This window comes from Mycolicibacterium aubagnense, from assembly GCF_010730955.1.
Lineage (GTDB): Bacteria > Actinomycetota > Actinomycetes > Mycobacteriales > Mycobacteriaceae > Mycobacterium > Mycobacterium aubagnense.
In genome coordinates this window covers 785,510-802,927 of record NZ_AP022577.1, presented here as the reverse complement: position 1 = coordinate 802,927, position 17,418 = coordinate 785,510, and the positions used below count along the sequence as shown (strand labels likewise).

Sequence of the window (17,418 nt, the reverse complement as noted above, 5' to 3'; positions counted from 1 at the left end):
ATAATCCGACGACCAACGGTGCTGGTACGCCGCTTCGTCGCGGAGGAACCGGCCTAGGCGAACTTCCGATGGGCCGCCTGCTCGACGAACAGCGGGATGAAGTCCCGCACCGCGTGGTCGTGGAAATCAGCATGAATGCGGCGCACGACAGCGGTCACGGTGTGGGGGTCGATGTTCGGGTAAGTGATGGTCAATTGCGCCACCAGGGCGTCGATGGCGGCGTATTCGGCCACTCGAGCGGTCACGGGATCGACCTCGGTCTGGTCGGCGTCCTGATGCTCGATCGCGAAGGCGTCGAACGCGGCGACCACGCGCTCCGGGGTGGCATCAGGGTGCTCCCGGGCCAGCGCGTCGATCGCAATCCAGCAGGTCGGGCCCAGATCAGTGGTGGGTGGCGGCCGGTGTCCCCGCGTGATGGCCGCGGTGAGCAGATCCATGAAGGTCTGCTCGGCGAGGCTCGTGGGTTCTTCGGACATGACAGCGACTGTACGGACCGTTGGTTACCTGCAGGCGTCGCGCACGTGAGATCGACTTTTCGCCCTCAGGATGTGGGACGGCGACGAGGCCGGACGGGTCCGGGCGCACGTCGAGGTGACTACCGCAGCACCACACCGGGATTGAGGATGCCCTGCGGATCCAGCGCGTCTTTGATGCGCCGGGTCAAGGCCATGACGTCGTCGCCCAGCTGATCGGGCAACCAGTCCCGCTTCAGCCGTCCGACGCCGTGTTCGCCGGTGATGGTGCCACCCAACCCGATGGCCAGCTCCATGATGTGGGCGAACGCCCGCTCTGCGCGGTCGGTGGCATCGGGATCGGTGGGGTCGTACACGATGATCGGATGGGTGTTGCCGTCCCCGGCGTGCGCCACCATGTAGATCTGCACATCGCAGGTGTCGGCGATGTCCTCGACCCCGGTGACCATCGCGGGCAGTTGCGGTATCGGGACGCCCACGTCCTCCAGCAGGAGGCTGCCGAGCTTCTCGACCGCGCCGAACATGCCGCGGCGCGCTGCGGTGAACGCGGCGCCCTCGGCCGGGTCGTCGGTGGCGAAAACTTCTGTGGCGCCGCATTTCTCGCAGTTGGCGATCATGGTCGCCACTTCCTCGGCCGCCGCGCCCGGCGCGTCGGACTGCATCAACAGCATGGCTCGGGCGGACCGGTCCAGCCCCATGCGCATGGCGTCCTCGACGGCGTTGATGCTCGCGTGGTCCATGAATTCCAGCATCGCGGGCCGGATTTCGCCCGTGATGGCCACGACGGCGTTCGCGGCGTCCTCGACGGAGTTGAACTGGGCCACGACCGTCGAGGCCGGCGGCTGGGTGGGGATCAAGCGCAGCGTGAGCTCGGTGATCACCCCCAGAATGCCTTCGGATCCGATGAACAGCTTCGTCAATGACAGTCCCGCAACATCTTTCAGCAGCGGGCCGCCGAGCCGCAGCGCGGTGCCGTCGGCCAGCACGACTTCCATCCCGAGCACGTAATCACCGGTGACGCCGTACTTCACGCAACACAGGCCGCCCGCGTTGGTCGCGGCATTGCCGCCGATCGAGGAAATGTCGATGGACGACGGATCCGGCGGATACCACAGGCCGTGTTCTGCGGCCGCACGTTTGACTTCGGTGTTGGTCAGGCCCGGCTGCACCACCGCGGTCCGGGTGGCCGGATCGATCCGGATGTCGCGCATCCGTTCGGTGCTCAGTACCACTGATCCGTCGATGGCGTCGGCGCCGCCGGACAGACCTGATCCGGCGCCGCGTGGCACCACGGCGATGCGGTGCTCGGATGCCCACCGCAGCACCTGCTGAACGTCGGCGGTACCGGCGGGCCGCACCACGGCGAGCGGAGTGCCGGCTTTCGGGTCGGCCGCCGAATCCCGGCGGTAGCGCTCGATGATGTCGGGGTCGGTGATCAGCGCGCCATCCGGTAGTGCGGCGGCCAGACGGTTCAGCGCAGCGTCGTTCAGGGTCGGGTCGTGCATCGTCGGACTGTATCGAGCCGGCAGCCGTCAGCGAACCGAACGGGTCCGCTGGGCGGATTTGTCGACGTTGCCAGCGTAAGCACGTCCGCGGGCCTACGATTTGCCCGTGCTGCTCACCGAGGGTCAGGTTTTCGCCGGTTACACGATCCGGCGGAAATTGGGCGCGGGCGGCATGGGCAGCGTGTACCTGGCGTCGCATCCGAGGCTGCCGCGACTGGATGCCGTGAAGGTCTTGTCTGCCGAGCTGACGTCGGATCCGGAGTACGGCCCACGGTTCATGCGGGAGGCAGACGTGGTGTCCACCTTGTCGCACCCGAACATCCTGGGTGTCCATGACCGCGGTGAGTGCGACGGCCAGCTCTGGATTTCGATGGACTACGTGGCCGGGACCGACGCCGCCCGGCTGCTGCGTGACCACTACCCATCGGGCATGCCGCCGGAAGTCGCGCTGCCGATCATCACCGCCGTCGCCTCGGCACTGGACCACGCACACCGGCGCGGGCTGCTGCACCGAGATGTGAAGCCGGCCAACATCTTGTTGGATGCCGAGACGTCACGCATCTATCTTGCCGACTTCGGCATCGCCCGGCCGATGAACGACGCGTCCGGTCTGACCGCGACGAACATGGCGGTGGGGACGGTGGCGTACGCCGCGCCGGAGCAGCTCCGGGGTGAGGGGATGGACGGCCGCACTGACCAATATGCGCTGGCGTGCACCGCATTCCAGCTGTTGACGGGGAATCCGCCGTACGCTGACAGTAACCCGGCGATCGTCATCACCAAACACGTCACCGCGCCCGCGCCATCGCTGGGGGAGCAGCGCCCCGAACTCCGCGACCTGGACCCGGTGCTGGCCCGGGCGATGTCAAAGACACCCGCCGGCCGCTTCGCCAGTTGCAGCGAATTCGCGGAGGCCCTCCAACAGCAGGCCACCCGGCCGGTGCCCTTCGCACGCAATGAGTTCCGCGGTCAGCCGACCCTGGCTGCACCCGCCGCACCCCCGCTGAACCCGCCGACCCAGTTCAACCCGCCAACGCAGTTCAATCCGCCGGCTGATCGTTCCTCACGATCGGGCGTGCTGATCGCGGTGCTGGCGGTGGTCGCCCTGCTGGTCGTCGCGGGCGGGGTGTTCGCCGGAGTGAAGCTGCTCGGGCGGAACGATCATCCAGCCGCAAAGCCGGTTGCGCCCAGCCCGACGGCCTCCGCGGCAGGTACCGGTTTCAGCGGCAGATACCGCGCCGAGTACGGACCGGCCACTGATCTGGAAGGCGTGGCGATACCCGGCGGGCCGGCGATGACGGGTGATTGGGACGTGCGGTCGTCATGCGGGTCCAACGGGTGCATCGCCAACGCTTCGTATACCGGCAAGAGCGGCGTCGTGCTGGTGTCGAATCTGACGTTCGACCAGGTCGCCGGCGACTGGGTCGCCGTGGCAACGGGTTCGGTGCAGTGCAGCGACGCGATGAGCGGGAATGTGGCGCCCACCGAGGCGTGGGTGGTATTCACCCTCACACCGAAACCCGACGGCACCCTGGCCGGGGAAACGACCCGGGTCACCGCCAACGGGTGCAGCAGCGTCAAGCGGACGGTGACGTTCACCCGCACGGGCGACGGTGAACCCAGCAGGGTGCCTGACCCTGCCACTCTGCCGCCGCGGGTCAGCTCGACGGCGTCGACGCTGCACGGGCGGTATCACGAGAACATCACCTACACGAACGGCGGCTTCCCGCCCGGATCGCCCGACCTTCAGGTGCGCACGCAGTGCCTGCGGACGGGTGATCGGTGCATCAGCGCGCTCCATGCACCCGATGGCGTGGTGACGCTGGTCTTTGCCAATGGCAAATGGACGCGGGCCGATGAAGGCACTGTCGCGTGTGCCAAGGGCGGGACTACACACATCAAGATTTCCGCTGAATATCCGCTACCGACACAGCTGGTCGATCCGATCCCGTCGCTGGAGGGGCGAGGCACCAACACCTCGACCGGCGGGGAGTGCCCGGGCGGTGACTTCACCGACAAGTTCGTTCGCACAGGAGATTAGCGGCAAATTGTCAGGTAGTACGGATCGGGAGGCGGATCGGCCCCGCCCGATTTAAGCTGAGCCAGCTAATTCGCCCAGATCATCCGGGCGCCGCGTGGTGACGACTTCTCGGGGAGCTGACCATGGCTGAGCCGCCGGTGATCGAGGTCCGTGAATGGGGCAGGCCGGCACGCCGATTGACGCTCAGCAGGCCGTTGCTGTTCGGGCGGGAGTGCGACGGTATCAACCTCGCCGACAGCGAGGTGTCCCGGCGTCATCTGCGGCTGGTGCCGAGCCCGACGGCGCTGTCGGTGGTCGACCTCGGCAGCAGCAACGGCAGCACCGTCAACGGCGTGGCGCTGTCCGGACGGGGCACGCTCTCGACAGGCGACGTGATCCGGTTGGGCCGCACCGAGATCATCGTGCTGCACGCCCCGAAACCGGTGTCCGCGGATCAACCGCCGGTCGCCGCCGCCGGCCACGACCCCACGCGGACCATGCGGGTGGTGAAGCTCGCCGAGGTTCCGGTCCCGGCGGCCGCCGAGACGGGCGCAACAAGGGTTGGACTGGTCGAGCGGGCGCTAGGTATCGATCCCACCGGCACAAAGGACCTGTTCCCGCCATATACCGAACTCCCGCATAGGATTTCGCGTCGCGTATGGCGGGCAGTCCGGGTCGGCAGTGTGCTGGCCTATGTCGCGGTGGTGGTGACGATGTTCGTGCGGCCGGCCGCGGGACTGTTCGTGTTCTTCCGCGTCATCGTGCCCCTGTGGCCGGCGCTGTTCTTCATCGCGCCGGGCGTGTGGCGCAACATCTGCCCGCTTTCGGCGTCGAATCAACTCCCACGGGTGGCCGGGTTCAGCCGGGCCGCCACGGCGCCCGGGTGGTGGACGCGCAACGGGTTCCTGATCGCCGCGGCCCTCTTCTTCGGCATCGCTGGGGCACGGCTTGCCGGCCTCGATCGCAACGGCCCCGCAATGGGCGTGGTCCTGGCGGTGATCATCGCTTCGGCGTTCGCCGGTGGGTTCCTGCTCAAAGGCAAGAGCGGCTGGTGCTCCAGCATCTGCCCGCTGCTGCCGCTACAGCGCACCTACGGCCAGACGCCGTACGTCACCTCACCGAACAGTCACTGCGAGTCCTGCCTGGGTTGTGCGAAGAACTGTTACGACTTCAAGCCTCGGGCGGCGTGGCAGGCCGACATGGCGGATCCCGAACCCCGGTGGAGTGCGCCCCGTGTGCTGTTCGCGGCGGCGTTACCGGGATTCATCATCGGCTTCTTCACCGTGCATGCCCAGCAGGGCGGGACGGTGACTGAAAAGTATGGTGTGCTTGCGCTTTTCGTGCTGGTGAGTGTCGGCCTCTGCTACGTGCTGCAGGCGGTCACGCCGTTGAGCCAGGCGATGCTGACGGCGGGTTTCGCGGCGGTGGCGATCAACGCCTACTACTGGTTCTCCGGTCCCGTCCTCACCGATTCCCTCCGGCAGATCACCGGCGTCGACGCGCCCTGGTTACGGTGGCCCATCACCGTGGTGATCGCGGTGCTGACGCTGTGGTGGTTGGCTCGCACCCGGGTCAGTGAATTGCAGTTCGCCTACCTCACCGGCGCCAGGTCAGCACCGGTCCTGTTGAATACGCCGACGATGCCGGCCGGCGCGGATGGCGCCGGTGCCGAAAGCAGTGCTGTGCGAGTGCGTTTCGAATCGGGGTCGGAGCCCGTCGGGGCCGACATCGGGATGAGCCTGCTCGACGTCGCGGAAAGCAGCGGGCAGGCGATCGAGGCCGGCTGCCGGATGGGTGTGTGCGGTGCGGACCCGGTATCGATCGTGGACGGGATGGGTTGCCTGTCGCCGGCCGAGGCCGACGAGCTCAAGACCCTCAACCGACTGGGGCTCGGCAAGTCCAGCCGCATGGCCTGCTGCGCCCGGATCCAGGGTGGGGACGTCACGGTTTCGCTGACTCCCGAACGTGCCGACACCACGGCGAGCAGACCAGTCCGTTACGACCGCTCGATCGTCAGCGTCGTGGTGATCGGCAACGGCATCGCGGGTGTGACGGCCGCGGACTTCCTGCGTCGCGGGCACCCTGACTGCGAAATCCACGTGGTGGGTGCCGAACCGCACGGCCTGTACAACCGAATGGGCATCTCCCGACTGGTATACGGCCGGTCCGCGATGCAAGGGCTGTACCTGCTGCCGGAGCAGTGGTACGACGAGCACGGTGTCACGGCGTGGCTGAACACGTGGGCCACCAGCATCCATTTGCGTTCGCAGGTGGTGCGTTTGGGCACCGGAGAGGCTCTGCCCTACGACCGGTTGATCCTGGCGATGGGGTCCAGCGCCGCCGTGCCCGACACTCCCGGGCTGAACCGGCCCGGAAGTGTCGTACTGCGGACGGCGGCCGACGCGATGCGGATTCGTGCGTACGTGCAGGAGCGCCGGGCCCGGCACGCGGTGGTCGCCGGTGGTGGCCTGCTGGGGCTGGAGGCGGCCTACTGCCTGCATCAACTCGGGCTGCGCGTGACCGTCCTGGAACGCGGCACCCGGCTGCTGAGCAAGCAGATCGACACGCGCTGTTCGCAGCTGGTCGCCGAGCACTTCGCTCGCGCGGGGATCACCATTGCGCACAAGGCTGAAACGGCAGAAGTCCGCGGCGATCCCGCCGTGAGCGGCGTGCGGTTCAAGGACGGCCGAATCTTGTCGTGCGAGGTGTTCCTGGCTGCCACCGGCATTCGGCCCAACATCGAATTGGCCAGGGACGCAGGCATTCCCGTGGGCAAAGGGGTGCTGATCGACGACCGGATGCAGACCCGCGTGCCCGGCGTCTACGCCGCCGGTGACGTCGCCGAGCACGGTGGCCGGGTACTGGGTCTGTGGCCCGTCGCGACGGAACAAGCCGAGGCGGCCGCAGTGAACGCACTGGGCGGGGACCGGACCGTCCCCGTCGAAACCCCGCCCACCATCCTCAAAGGTGTTGACTTGGAGCTCTTTTCGATCGGTCCGGTCGATCCGGCGCCGGGCGACCAGGTGGTGGTGATCGATCGGCCCGCCGTGCCGTCCTACCGCAGGCTCGTGGTGTCCCAGGGTCGTGCGGTCGGCGCCACGATACTCGGCCACCACCCGGCCGACCTTGCGGCCGCGCAGAAAGCGGTACGTGAGCAGCGACCCGTCGGACCGGCGGCGCTGGCGGCACTGCGGATGGGCAACTGGGGCATCCTGGCCGACCCCGACCGGCTGGCCTACTGACTCCCCGCGGACATGTCGTAGGTGAGAATCTTCTGGCCGATGCGCAGGTAACAGCCCGGTTTGAGCTCGACGGGCTGGTCGCCGACCTGCGTCCAGACCTGGTCTCCGGGTGCCGCGATGAAGGTGCCGCCGACCGTGCGTGCGTCGCGCACCATCACCATGCCGCCGTTGACCGTCACATAGGTATGGACCCGGGACACCTGCGGATCGTCGGGCAAGCTGATAGGTGACGCCGACGCGTTGCTCACGGCGGGGTCGAGCAGCGGATTACGGCCGATGATGTACGGGCGGTCCAAGGGATACACAGCACCGTCGTCGGCGACAAGTGACCCTGTGGGCGGACGGCCCCGCGTCGTCGCGGCGACTTGTGCCGGTGCCTGCGCCGCGGCAACCCGGGCCACGCGTGACTGCAGCACGAAGCCGGCGCCGGGCACCACACCGGCGACGAGGTCGGTATCGCTGCACGGCACGAATGTTGTTGTGGCGGTGCAGATCGTGATCCGGTCGAACCACGGGGCGACCGTCTCGTCGACCACCGGCCGGTCGCCGCCGCTGACTCGGCGGTGACCGCCTCCGGCCTCGATATCGGCGATCACGTCGCCCCGCACCATCAGGTGTAACGCGTCGCCGGTAGGCACCAGCGCCCCGAAGTGCGGCACGGTGTCCGACTCCGGTCCACCGGCGAGCGCGGCAAGTGCTTGGGGCAGTGCCGACGGCTGGGCGGTCGAGGTGAGTACCTGCAGGAGTGGCCGGGCTCTGGCAGCATCGGCGATGTACACCAGCACGTCGCCGTATCGGGCGACCAGACCCTCGCCGCGGCCGATGGCCACGCAGTGCCGCTTCTGTTCCACCTTGTCGCCGCCTCGGTAGTTTGCCGCAGATGCTGATGATAGGTCAGCGTCCGCCCCCATGCCATGCGGCAAATGGGTAGAGTCGGTTTACCGATGGGGGTGAGCAACCATGCGTCATCGAGGAACGGATCTGCCTCCGGGGCCGCGGCTGCCGGCGGCAGCTCAGGCCGCGTTCCTGCTGCGGGACTGGCCCGGTTTTGTCTCCAGATGCGAACGGCGATACGGCACGATGTTCACCTTGCGGATCGCCGCCATGGGCACCGTCGTCTATGTCACCGATCCTGACCACATCAAACAGGTCTTTGCCGGCGACCCGGCTATTTTCCATGCGGGCGAGGCGAATTCGATGCTGATCGGGCTGGTGGGCGAGCATTCGGTGCTCGTCGTGGACGACGAGGTGCACGCGGACCGGCGGCGGTTGATGCTCCCACCGTTCACCCGCGGCGCCGTCGACCGGCAGACGGCAGCCATGGCCGCCATCGCTGCGGAGTCCATCGAGAACTGGCCTCTCCGAACAGAATTCGCGGTGGCGCCGCACATGTCGGCACTCACGCTCGAAGTGATCCTGCAAACCGTGATCGGCGCGACCGATCCGGACCGCCTGGCCGCGTTGCGTACGGCGATGCCGAAGCTCCTGGATGTGAACTGGTTTGCCGCACTGTCGATCGCGCGGCCCGAGCTGTACCGCGTGTGGCCGTGGACCCTCGTGCGGAAGCGGCTGGCCCAAGCCGACAAGCTGATCTACGCCGAAATCGCCGAGCGGCGGGCCGACCCGATGCTGGCTCAGCGCACCGACGTCCTGGCAATGCTGATCCGGGCAGCCGACGAGGACGGCCGGCACATCACCGATCGCGAACTGCGCGACCAATTGATGACGCTGCTGGCCGCCGGTCACGACACCACCGCAACCGCCCTGTCCTGGACACTGGAACGACTGACGCGGCACCCCGACGTCCTGGACAAGGCGGTGGCGGCTGCCCACGCGAGTGCTGCCGGGGATCCGGCCGGCGACGGGTATCTCGATGCGATCGTTCGGGAGATTCTGCGGGTCCGGCCAGTGGTCTACGACGTCGGCCGGGTGCTGACCGAGCCCGTGGAGATCGGTGGATACCGGTTGCCCACGGGCGTGATGGTCGCGCCGGGCGTCGGCCTGGTCCATGCCAGCGCCGACCAGTACGTCAACCCGGAGCGTTTCGACCCGGACCGGATGGTCGGCACCATCCCCGGACCGACCACGTGGCTACCGTTCGGCGGCGGGAACCGCCGCTGTCTGGGCGCGACGTTCGCGCTCGTCGAAATGCGGGTGGTATTGCGGGAGGTGTTGCGCCGAACTGAGCTGCAGACCACGGCCGCGGCGGGCGAGAGGCAGCGGCTCAAGCACGTCACGCTGATTCCAGACCGCGGCGCCCGCATCACCGTCCGCGCGCGGCACCAGGTTGCTGAGGCAGCCGATACCTCGCAGCCGCGGTGCCCGGTTGCTCCGCACTGAGCCGTTGCCGGGCCGTTTCGGGTGTGTGAGGTGTTGCGGTGTGGTCAGACGATGAGCGCGCGGATGGCGTCACCCGAGAGATCGAGTTTCGGCAGGAACCTCGGTGGCGTGCCGGTGGCGGAGAGATCGGCGACAGGCAGTTCGGTGAGGGTCGAGGTGAGGATCGCCGTCACGCCGGCGGTGTCGGCGCGGGTGTGCAACTGCTCAATGAGGTCGAACCCGCATTCCTCGCCGAGGTGCACATCCACCAGCGCGACGTCTGGTTGGAGGCTTTCGACGGTGTGCATCGCGTCCGACACCGACTGCGCCGTACCGATGACCTCGATGCCGTCCTGCTGCAGGAGCGCTGTCGCCGCGGCCAGGTAGTCGGCATTGTCGTCGACGATGACGCAGCGCAGAGATCGGCGGTTCGTCATGTATTGCATTGTCGCCGAATGATCCCGGCCAGGCATTCCTGCTAGCGGGTATCTGTGCCGGCGGCGACTGCCTCGTCCAGCGGCATCTCGGCGAGCAGTGTCGTACCGACGCCCGCGGCGCTCGACAGGTGCAGCTTGCCGCCGAGTGCGGCCACGCGGTCCTCGAGGCCCACCAGCCCACTACCGGCGTCGAGAGCGGCGCCACCGACGCCGTCGTCGGCAACCGAGATGCGCAAGGACGTGGCGTCGGTGTCGACGTTCACGGTGACCACGGAAGCCCGGGCGTGCTTGGCGGCATTGGTGAGGGCTTCGGCGACGGTGTAGTACGCGGCGATCTCGACAGCTTGCGGCAGTCGCACCGGGACGTCGACGTGGACTTCGACCGGCAGCGGCGCCCGACGGCCGAGGTCGCGCAGCGCGGGACGCAGCCCGCCGCGGGACAGGATCGCGGGATGCACCCCGTGCGCCAGCTCGCGCAGCTCGTCGCTGGCGGTGCGCAGGCCGTCGCCGATCCCGGCGATCCTGGACCGGAGTTCCGCGGGATCCTCCGGGATCGCCATCTGCAGGGTGCGGACCTGCAGGGCCAGGGTGACCAGCCGCTGCTGCGCGCCGTCGTGCAGATCGCGTTCGATGCCGCGGCGGGCATTGTCCGAGGCGGTCACGATACGGGCGCGCGACGCCACCAGCTCGGCGCGCGCGTGGGCGTTCGCGATGGCCGTGGCGATGAGTTCGGCGAAATCCGACACGTATTCTTCGGTGTCGGCCGGCAGGGCGTCCGAACCGGATGTGCCGACAATCATTGCGCCCCAGAGCTGTCCGTCGACCGTGACGGGTACGCCGACGCATGCTTGCAGGCCGAGATCGCGGACAAGCGCCGCCGTCGAACCCCCGGCGTCTTCGTGCGTGTCCATGCGCGCCGGGCGCCCCGTTGTCCGGACCATCGCGATGACGTCGTCACCGTCGAGGGGGAACGTGGTCCCGACGGGCACGGCCCCGAGCCCCGGCTCGTCATGCACGGCAACAAGAGTCGCGGTGCCGCCCGGCTCGTAGCGGACGAGCCCGGCGTTGCGGACGTGCAGCACCGCGGCGACCTCGTCGGCCACGCTCGACAGTACGTCGGCCGGTGATCTGCCTTCCGCGATCAGGGTGGCAATGCGCCGCAGCGCCCCCTGCTGCTCGGCGAGTTCCCGCACTCGTTCGGTGGCTCCGGTCGCGACCTGCCAGTTCCGATGCGCGTCGCGGGCGCGGGTACGCAGTTGCCAGCCAAGGACATTCGCCAGGCCGGCGATGGGGAGAAAAACCGACAGTGTCAGCACATCGATCGGTTTGAGGGGCAGCAGGGGGCCGCCGTCCAGATGCACCTGCAGATAGGCCAAAGCGCTCGCGACAGTGGTCAGCAGGGACAGGCCCAGACCCCAGCCGGCGCTCATGATCAGCACGCCGAACATGAAGACGATGGCATAGGTGCCGTGCGGCGGGGGATCGCGCAGCAGCCGGACCACGGCGACCTCGGCGGTGATCAGCCCCGCGGCGACCAACAGCCCGACGTACCACGGTGGCGTGGAGACGGCGGGGTTCCATCGTGCCGGATTCATCCGCCGCCTCCCGCCTGGTCCCGTGTTCAGTCAACGACCCTAGTCGCGGCCAGGACGGTATCGGCGGTGAGTGGACCGGAGTATCAGAACGACTGGTCGACGTGGCCTGCCGGCGCGTTCGAGTTGTGTTCGCCGTTCTGGTACTGGCTGTAGGAATCGGTGCCGTTGGGGACGGTCGGGTTGGTGTCTGCGGCAGCGACCGGCGCGGCCACAAGTGCCCCGCCGACCGCGGCGATGGACAACCACACGGTGACGCGCTTCAGGGTGTTCTTCATGATCGGTGCTCGCTTCCGGCTCGGTGGGGCGTTAAGGGTCAGGTCAGTGGTTGCGGAACAGCAGGAATCCGTAGTCGCCGCCGAAGGGCTGCTGCAGTTGGCCGGCCTGCTGGGCGGCCGGACCCGGGGTCGCCACGATCTGGGCGTTGCCGTTGCTCTGGGTGACGGTGGCTCCCGTGGGCAGGGTGGCGGCCGCCGCGGTCGGTGCGGCGACGATGGCCAGTGCGGCGGCTGCCGTCGCGGCCAGCGGGATGATCCGGGTGCGAGTGATATGCATTGTCCTCTACCAGCTTTCGGTGTTCTGTTGACGGTGATTGGCCGTGTCCGGCTGGTATTCACATTGCTCCGGAATGTCGTCGCCGTCGTCACTGCCAGCGCCCAATTCGGCGGTAGGGCTAGCTGCTATTCGAGCCCCCTGTCAGCGGGTCGGGGGCCGATTCACAGGACCGCGAGCGACGCCGGCCGACGGCGAGGCAAGATGTACGCACTGAGCGGCACGTCCGGCGTCTGACGCGCGCGGCCGCCACCGGGTCGAGATGAACAGGACATACGTGGACGCAGTAGGCGCGAAGGAGGGGGCGCGCGTCGTCGTCGCGGACGACGACGTGCTGCTCCGGGAAGGCGTGGCAAGCCTGCTGACCGGAGCGGGTTTCACCGTGGTCGGACAGGCGAGTGACAGCGGCGAGTTGCTCACCTTGGTCAGGGAGACCGTGCCTGACCTGGTGCTGACGGACATTCGGATGCCGCCGACGCATACGACCGAGGGGCTGGACGCGGCCAAGGTGATCCGCGGCGAGTTACCGGATGTCGCGATCCTGGTGCTGTCGGCGCACGTCGATGTCGAGCATGCGATGGAGCTGCTCGGCGGGGGTCGGCGCATCGGTTACCTGCTCAAGAGCCGTGTCGTCGATGTGTCCGACTTCCTGGAGACGCTGCACCGCATCATCAATGGCGCGTCGGTGGTGGACCCCGCGCTCGTCCAGGAACTGTTCGCGGCGCAGCGCCGTGAAGACCCGCTGGCCGTGCTGACCGAGCGTGAGCACGAGGTGCTGGCGTTGATGGCCGAGGGCCGGTCGAACGCCGGCATCGGCCATCAGCTCTGGGTGACCGAAGGTACCGTCGAGAAGCACGTCCGCAGCATCCTCAGCAAGCTGAATCTGCCCGACACCGGTGAGGATCATCGCCGGGTGCTGGCGGTCATCACCTTCCTGGATTCGCGCTGAGGCGCAAGCCGTTGAGTGACCAGATGGTGAGGTACGCCAAACCGAAGAACGCGGCAACCGCCAGCCCCACGCCGGTCGACTGCACGTAGGACAGCGGCGAGCGGCCCAGTGTGCCTGCGATTCGGCGGCCGTCTGCGGTTCCGGGGTTTAGCCTCCGGCCTACCCGGGTACCTGACAGCCGAGGGCGGAGCCAGCCTGTTGTCCTCGGTTGATCGAGCGAAGCCAGGAGGGGAGAAGTCCTTGACGGACTCGACGTACAACTCAATACGGCGGATGCGACGCTTGGCGGCGATCGGTGCGGGAGTGGCGATGGCGCTGGGGGCACTGGCCGTGATGGTCGGTACTCAACCGGTGCGGGTCGACCCGCGAGACGCGATACCTTCGGTGGCCGCCGGCTTCACGTTGTCCGTGCCGCGACTGGGCTCGCAGGGGGTGCGGGACGCGGCTGTCGCAACTGAGTACAGCATCGCCATCTCGTAATCCACTCGCCAAAGGGGCAGTGGCACAGACATTTTGACGAGGTTAGTCGGCTACCGCGAAGGTCGGTAGCCGACTAACCGGACTTTGGTCACTGAAATCGATTGGAAATCAACGAAGAATCGCAGCTGATGCGGCCGGAACAGGGCTTCCGGTTCGGGTATTTCCCGGTCCGTCAATCGGATCGCTGAAACCCATACGAGCAAACATCGTGCAGCAGTGCATATTTGATTGATCATTACGTCGACGGTGAACATCGGGTACGGTGGAGCCGGAGACGTCCACCAAGGGAGCTGACTTCCACCATGTGCGGCATTGCCGGCGAAATCGCCTGGCGCCGTGGTGCTGATCTGGCGGCAGTGGCTGCCATGACCGACCGTTTGGCATCGCGGGGCCCGGACAGTAGCGGTTTGTGGGTGCGGGACGGGGTGGCGCTGGGCCACCGGCGTCTGGCCATCATCGATCTGTCCAGTCACGGACACCAGCCCATGCACGATCCGGAGCTCGGGCTCACCGTCGTGTTCAACGGCTGCATCTACAACTATCCCCAACTGCGCAAAGAACTTTCGGGCAAGGGATACCGCTTCTTCTCCCACAGTGACACCGAGGTGGTGCTGAAGGGGTACCAGGAGTGGGGCGAGCGGGTCGTCGAGCACCTCTACGGAATGTTCGCGTTCGCCGTCGCGGAGATAGAAACCGGCCGCGTGCTGCTGGCGCGCGACCGCTTGGGCGTCAAGCCGCTGTACTGGTGTGAGGCCGGCGAGGGAGCGCTGCGTTTCGCGTCGTCACTGCCGGCACTCGTCGCCGGGGGTGGCGTCGATACCGAGCTCGATCCGGTTGCCCTGCAACACTATCTGAGCTTTCACTCGGTCGTGCCTGCCCCGCGCACCATCCTGCGCGGTGTGCAGAAGCTGCCACCGGGCACCATCATGCGCATCGAACGCGATGGCAAGCGCACCGAAAAGACCTACTGGGAACCGATTTTCGAGCGGTCGCCAGAGCGGGCCGACTGGACCGAGAACGACTGGCGGGACGCCGTGCTGGCGGCACTGCGCACCGCGGTCGAACGCCGACTGGTCGCCGACGTGCCGGTGGGCTGCCTGCTCTCCGGTGGCCTTGACTCCAGCTTGATCGTCGGCTTGCTCGCCGAGGCCGGCCAGCACGGCCTGGCCACGTTCTCCATCGGGTTCGAAGCCGCCGGCGGGGAAGAAGGCGACGAGTTCAAGTACTCGGATGTCATCGCCCGCCAGTTCGACACCGACCACCACCAGATTCGCGTCGACTCGTCACGCATGCTGCCCGCGCTCTCGGGTGCCATCGACGCCATGAGCGAGCCGATGATGAGCCACGACTGCGTGGCGTTCTACCTGCTGTCGCAGGAAGTCAGCCAACATGTGAAGGTCGTGCAGTCCGGGCAGGGGGCCGACGAGATCTTCGCCGGTTATCACTGGTATCCGCCGATGGCAGGCGCAGTGGACAACGATCCGGCCGACGCGTTGCAGCGCTATCGGAGCGCATTCTTCGACCGCAGCCACGACGCGGTGAACCGGCTGCTGCAGCCGCGGTGGCAACTCGAGCGCGACTCCGCGGGTGCGTTCGTCCTCCAGAATTTCACCCATCCGGGTGCGGCCACTGCGACCGATAGGGCGCTGCGGCTGGACACCACCGTCATGCTCGTCGACGACCCGGTCAAGCGGGTCGACAACATGACCATGGCCTGGGGACTGGAAGGCCGGGTGCCCTTCCTCGACCACGAACTCGTCGAGTTGGCGGCGACCTGTCCGCCGGAATTCAAGACCGCGCAGGGCGGCAAAGGCGTGCTGAAAGACGCTGCGCGCAAGGTCATCCCGGCCGAGGTCATCGACCGGCCGAAGGGCTACTTCCCCGTGCCCGCGCTCAAGCATCTCGCCGGGCCCTACCTGGACCTGGTCCGCGACGCACTGCACAGCCGGCCCGCGCGCGACCGCGGCCTGTTCGCACCGGAGGTGGTCACCGAGATGTTCCGCGATCCAAATGGCAGTCTCACCCCGCTGCGCGGGAATCCGTTGTGGCAGATCGGGTTGCTGGAACTCTGGCTCGCCCAGCACGTTGACGGGGCGGCCCGGTCATGACCATGGACAACGGGAGCGCCGGCAGCGACATGGTGGGCGTCGTCCAGGATCTCGGGTGGGGACGGCTGGTCTTCGGCCAGACGTTCGGCGACCCTGCCGAATTCGGCGTCGCCCTGCGCGCGGAAGGTAGTGGGCGCCGAGACATCGGGATGTATCTCGATGCGCCGCACGTCTTCGTGGCGCTGCATCCCCACGAGTTCTTCATCGACCCGAGTTTCACCTACCGGCTCGACCTGACGAAGCCCATGCAGTACCAGCCGCCCGACGTGCCGGGATTATCAGTGCGCCAGGTGAATTCGTTCGAGGACTGCGTCGCCATCAATCACATCTACTCGCGGTGCCACATGGTGCCGGCGGACAGCGAACTGATGTGGGCCAACAGCCAGTCCGCGCCGCAGGTGGTGTACCTGGTTGCCATCGACGATCAGAGCGGCCAGATCGTCGGTACGGTCACGGGCATCGATCACACGCAATTGTTCGGTGATCCCGAGAACGGCTCCAGTTTGTGGTGCCTGGCAGTCGAGCCGGCCGCGGCGCGTCCCGGCACCGGTGGCCTGCTGGTGCGCTCGTTGATCGACGAGTTCATCCGGCGCGGCCGGGCCCAGATGGATCTGTCGGTGCTGCACGACAACGACGGCGCCATCGCGCTGTACGAGCGCATCGGCTTCACGCGGGTGCCCGCGGTGCTCGGGATCAAACGCAAGAACGCCATCAACGAACCGCTTTTCGCCCCGGTGAAACCGGAAGAGCAGCTGGCACAACTGAACCCGTACGCGCGCATCATCGCCGACGAGGCGATCCTGCGGGGCATCGCGGTGGACGTGCTCGACGCACAGGCCGGCTATCTTCGGCTCACCCATGGCGGTACGAGCGTCGTCACGCGCGAATCGCTGTCCGAACTGACCAACGCGGTGGCGATGAGCCGCTGCGACGACAAGCGCGTCGCCCGGTCCGTCGTCGCCGACGCAGGTATCCGCATACCGGAAGGCTGCACGGCGACTTTCACCGACGAGGACTGCCGTTTCCTGGAAAAAGTGGGGACAGCCGTCGTCAAACCGGCCCGTGGAGAACAGGGGGCGGGCATCACCGTCGGGGTCACCGGAGCCGACGACCTGAACCGCGCCATCGGACTCGCCGTGCAGCACTGCCCCGAGGTTCTCATCGAAGAGCGGTGCGAGGGTGAGGATCTGCGCATCGTCGTCATCGACGGCAAGGTGATCGCCGCGGCCATCCGCCGGCCACCCGAGGTGATCGGCACCGGCACCCACACCATCCGGCAGCTGATCGAAGCGCAGAGCCGGCGTCGATCGGTGGCGACGCACGGTGAGTCGGTGATCCCGTTGGACAGCATCACCGATGACACCGTGCACAAGGAAGGCTGGCAGCTGGACGATGTACTGCCGGCCAATGAGCGACTGATCGTGCGCCACACCGCGAATCTGCACACCGGCGGCACCATTCACGACGTCACCGACGAGCTCAATCCCATGCTGGCGAAAGTGGCCGTGGAAGTGGCGGAGGCCATCGAGATTCCGGTGACCGGAATCGATCTGATCGTGCCGACGGTGCGCGGTGAGGAGTACGTCTTCATCGAGGCGAACGAGCGTCCGGGCCTGGCGAATCACGAGCCGCGTCCGACCGCACAGGCATTTGTCGATCTGCTGTTCCCGCGCACCGCGGCCACCCCGTGGGCGTGGCATCCCGATCCGATCGAGCAGCACTGAGTGGCCCAGGTTCGAAT

Annotated in this window: 14 protein-coding genes and 1 pseudogene; 7 read left to right on the top strand and 8 right to left on the bottom strand. The window is 67.4% G+C overall.

The features are described from left to right. Window positions 1-53: 53 nt before the first annotated feature. Complete coding sequence (locus G6N59_RS04050) at window positions 54-476, bottom strand: three-helix bundle dimerization domain-containing protein (RefSeq protein ID WP_138230940.1); 423 nt, start codon at window positions 474-476, stop codon at window positions 54-56. Window positions 477-595: 119 nt separating this feature from the next. Then, a complete protein-coding gene (locus tag G6N59_RS04045; protein WP_138230939.1) occupies window positions 596-1,978 on the bottom strand; it encodes an FAD-binding oxidoreductase in 1,383 nt (460 codons plus the stop codon). 106 nt (window positions 1,979-2,084) lie between these two features. Here G6N59_RS04045 and G6N59_RS04040 point away from each other — a divergent pair, with 106 nt between their 5' ends. Together G6N59_RS04040 and G6N59_RS04035 are read left to right on the top strand one after the other, a co-directional pair. After that, window positions 2,085-4,019, top strand: coding sequence for a serine/threonine-protein kinase (locus G6N59_RS04040; RefSeq protein ID WP_138230938.1), 1,935 nt, complete (start codon window positions 2,085-2,087; stop codon window positions 4,017-4,019). 122 nt (window positions 4,020-4,141) lie between these two features. Further along, entirely contained in the window at window positions 4,142-7,240 is a 3,099-nt protein-coding gene (locus G6N59_RS04035; protein WP_138230937.1) for an FAD-dependent oxidoreductase, read from the top strand. On the opposite strand, the gene G6N59_RS04030 is transcribed toward G6N59_RS04035, so the two are convergent. Continuing rightward, window positions 7,234-8,091 (bottom strand): FHA domain-containing protein, encoded by an 858-nt coding sequence (locus G6N59_RS04030; protein WP_163910937.1) that lies wholly within the window; start codon window positions 8,089-8,091, stop codon window positions 7,234-7,236. The genes G6N59_RS04035 and G6N59_RS04030 overlap by 7 nt on opposite strands. A 109-nt stretch (window positions 8,092-8,200) precedes the next feature. Here G6N59_RS04030 and G6N59_RS04025 point away from each other — a divergent pair, with 109 nt between their 5' ends. Next, on the top strand, window positions 8,201-9,580 hold the full coding sequence (locus G6N59_RS04025) for a cytochrome P450 (protein WP_138230935.1): 1,380 nt from the start codon (window positions 8,201-8,203) through the stop codon (window positions 9,578-9,580). Between the two features lie 44 nt (window positions 9,581-9,624). On the opposite strand, the gene G6N59_RS04020 is transcribed toward G6N59_RS04025, so the two are convergent. From G6N59_RS04020 to G6N59_RS04005, 4 genes are all read right to left on the bottom strand, one after another. Next, window positions 9,625-9,996, bottom strand: a complete 372-nt coding sequence (locus G6N59_RS04020; RefSeq protein ID WP_138230934.1) for a response regulator — start codon at window positions 9,994-9,996, stop codon at window positions 9,625-9,627. A gap of 41 nt (window positions 9,997-10,037) precedes the next feature. Beyond that, window positions 10,038-11,591 carry a sensor histidine kinase gene (locus tag G6N59_RS04015; RefSeq protein WP_138230933.1) on the bottom strand — a complete coding sequence of 518 codons (1,554 nt, stop codon included), beginning with the start codon at window positions 11,589-11,591 and terminating at the stop codon, window positions 10,038-10,040. An 83-nt stretch (window positions 11,592-11,674) separates the two neighbouring features. Further along, window positions 11,675-11,866: a hypothetical protein gene (locus G6N59_RS04010; RefSeq protein WP_138230932.1), complete on the bottom strand. Its 192-nt coding sequence runs from the start codon at window positions 11,864-11,866 to the stop codon at window positions 11,675-11,677. A gap of 43 nt (window positions 11,867-11,909) precedes the next feature. Continuing rightward, window positions 11,910-12,143, bottom strand: coding sequence for a hypothetical protein (locus G6N59_RS04005; protein WP_138230931.1), 234 nt, complete (start codon window positions 12,141-12,143; stop codon window positions 11,910-11,912). A gap of 259 nt (window positions 12,144-12,402) precedes the next feature. Between G6N59_RS04005 and G6N59_RS04000 the strand changes: the two genes are divergently transcribed. Beyond that, on the top strand, window positions 12,403-13,089 hold the full coding sequence (locus G6N59_RS04000) for a response regulator (RefSeq protein WP_138230930.1): 687 nt from the start codon (window positions 12,403-12,405) through the stop codon (window positions 13,087-13,089). Here the strand turns inward: G6N59_RS04000 and G6N59_RS30995 are convergent. After that, window positions 13,067-13,192 (bottom strand): annotated as a pseudogene (locus G6N59_RS30995) (DUF1361 domain-containing protein); the annotation flags it as partial. The gene G6N59_RS04000 and the pseudogene G6N59_RS30995 sit on opposite strands and share 23 nt — an antisense overlap. Window positions 13,193-13,362: 170 nt before the next feature. On the opposite strand from G6N59_RS30995, the gene G6N59_RS03990 reads away from it, so the two are divergent. The 3 genes from G6N59_RS03990 (at window position 13,363) to ngg (ending at window position 17,401) form a co-directional block, all read left to right on the top strand. Beyond that, the gene (locus G6N59_RS03990) at window positions 13,363-13,569 is read left to right on the top strand and encodes a hypothetical protein (RefSeq protein ID WP_138230929.1); all 207 of its coding nucleotides are present in this window, start codon (window positions 13,363-13,365) and stop codon (window positions 13,567-13,569) included. 302 nt (window positions 13,570-13,871) lie between these two features. Continuing rightward, window positions 13,872-15,677 (top strand): N-acetylglutaminylglutamine amidotransferase, encoded by a 1,806-nt coding sequence (locus G6N59_RS03985; protein WP_138230928.1) that lies wholly within the window; start codon window positions 13,872-13,874, stop codon window positions 15,675-15,677. Then, window positions 15,674-17,401, top strand: a complete 1,728-nt coding sequence (gene ngg / locus G6N59_RS03980; protein ID WP_234884267.1) for an N-acetylglutaminylglutamine synthetase — start codon at window positions 15,674-15,676, stop codon at window positions 17,399-17,401. The genes G6N59_RS03985 and ngg overlap by 4 nt, the downstream gene beginning before the upstream one ends. Window positions 17,402-17,418 lie beyond the last annotated feature (17 nt).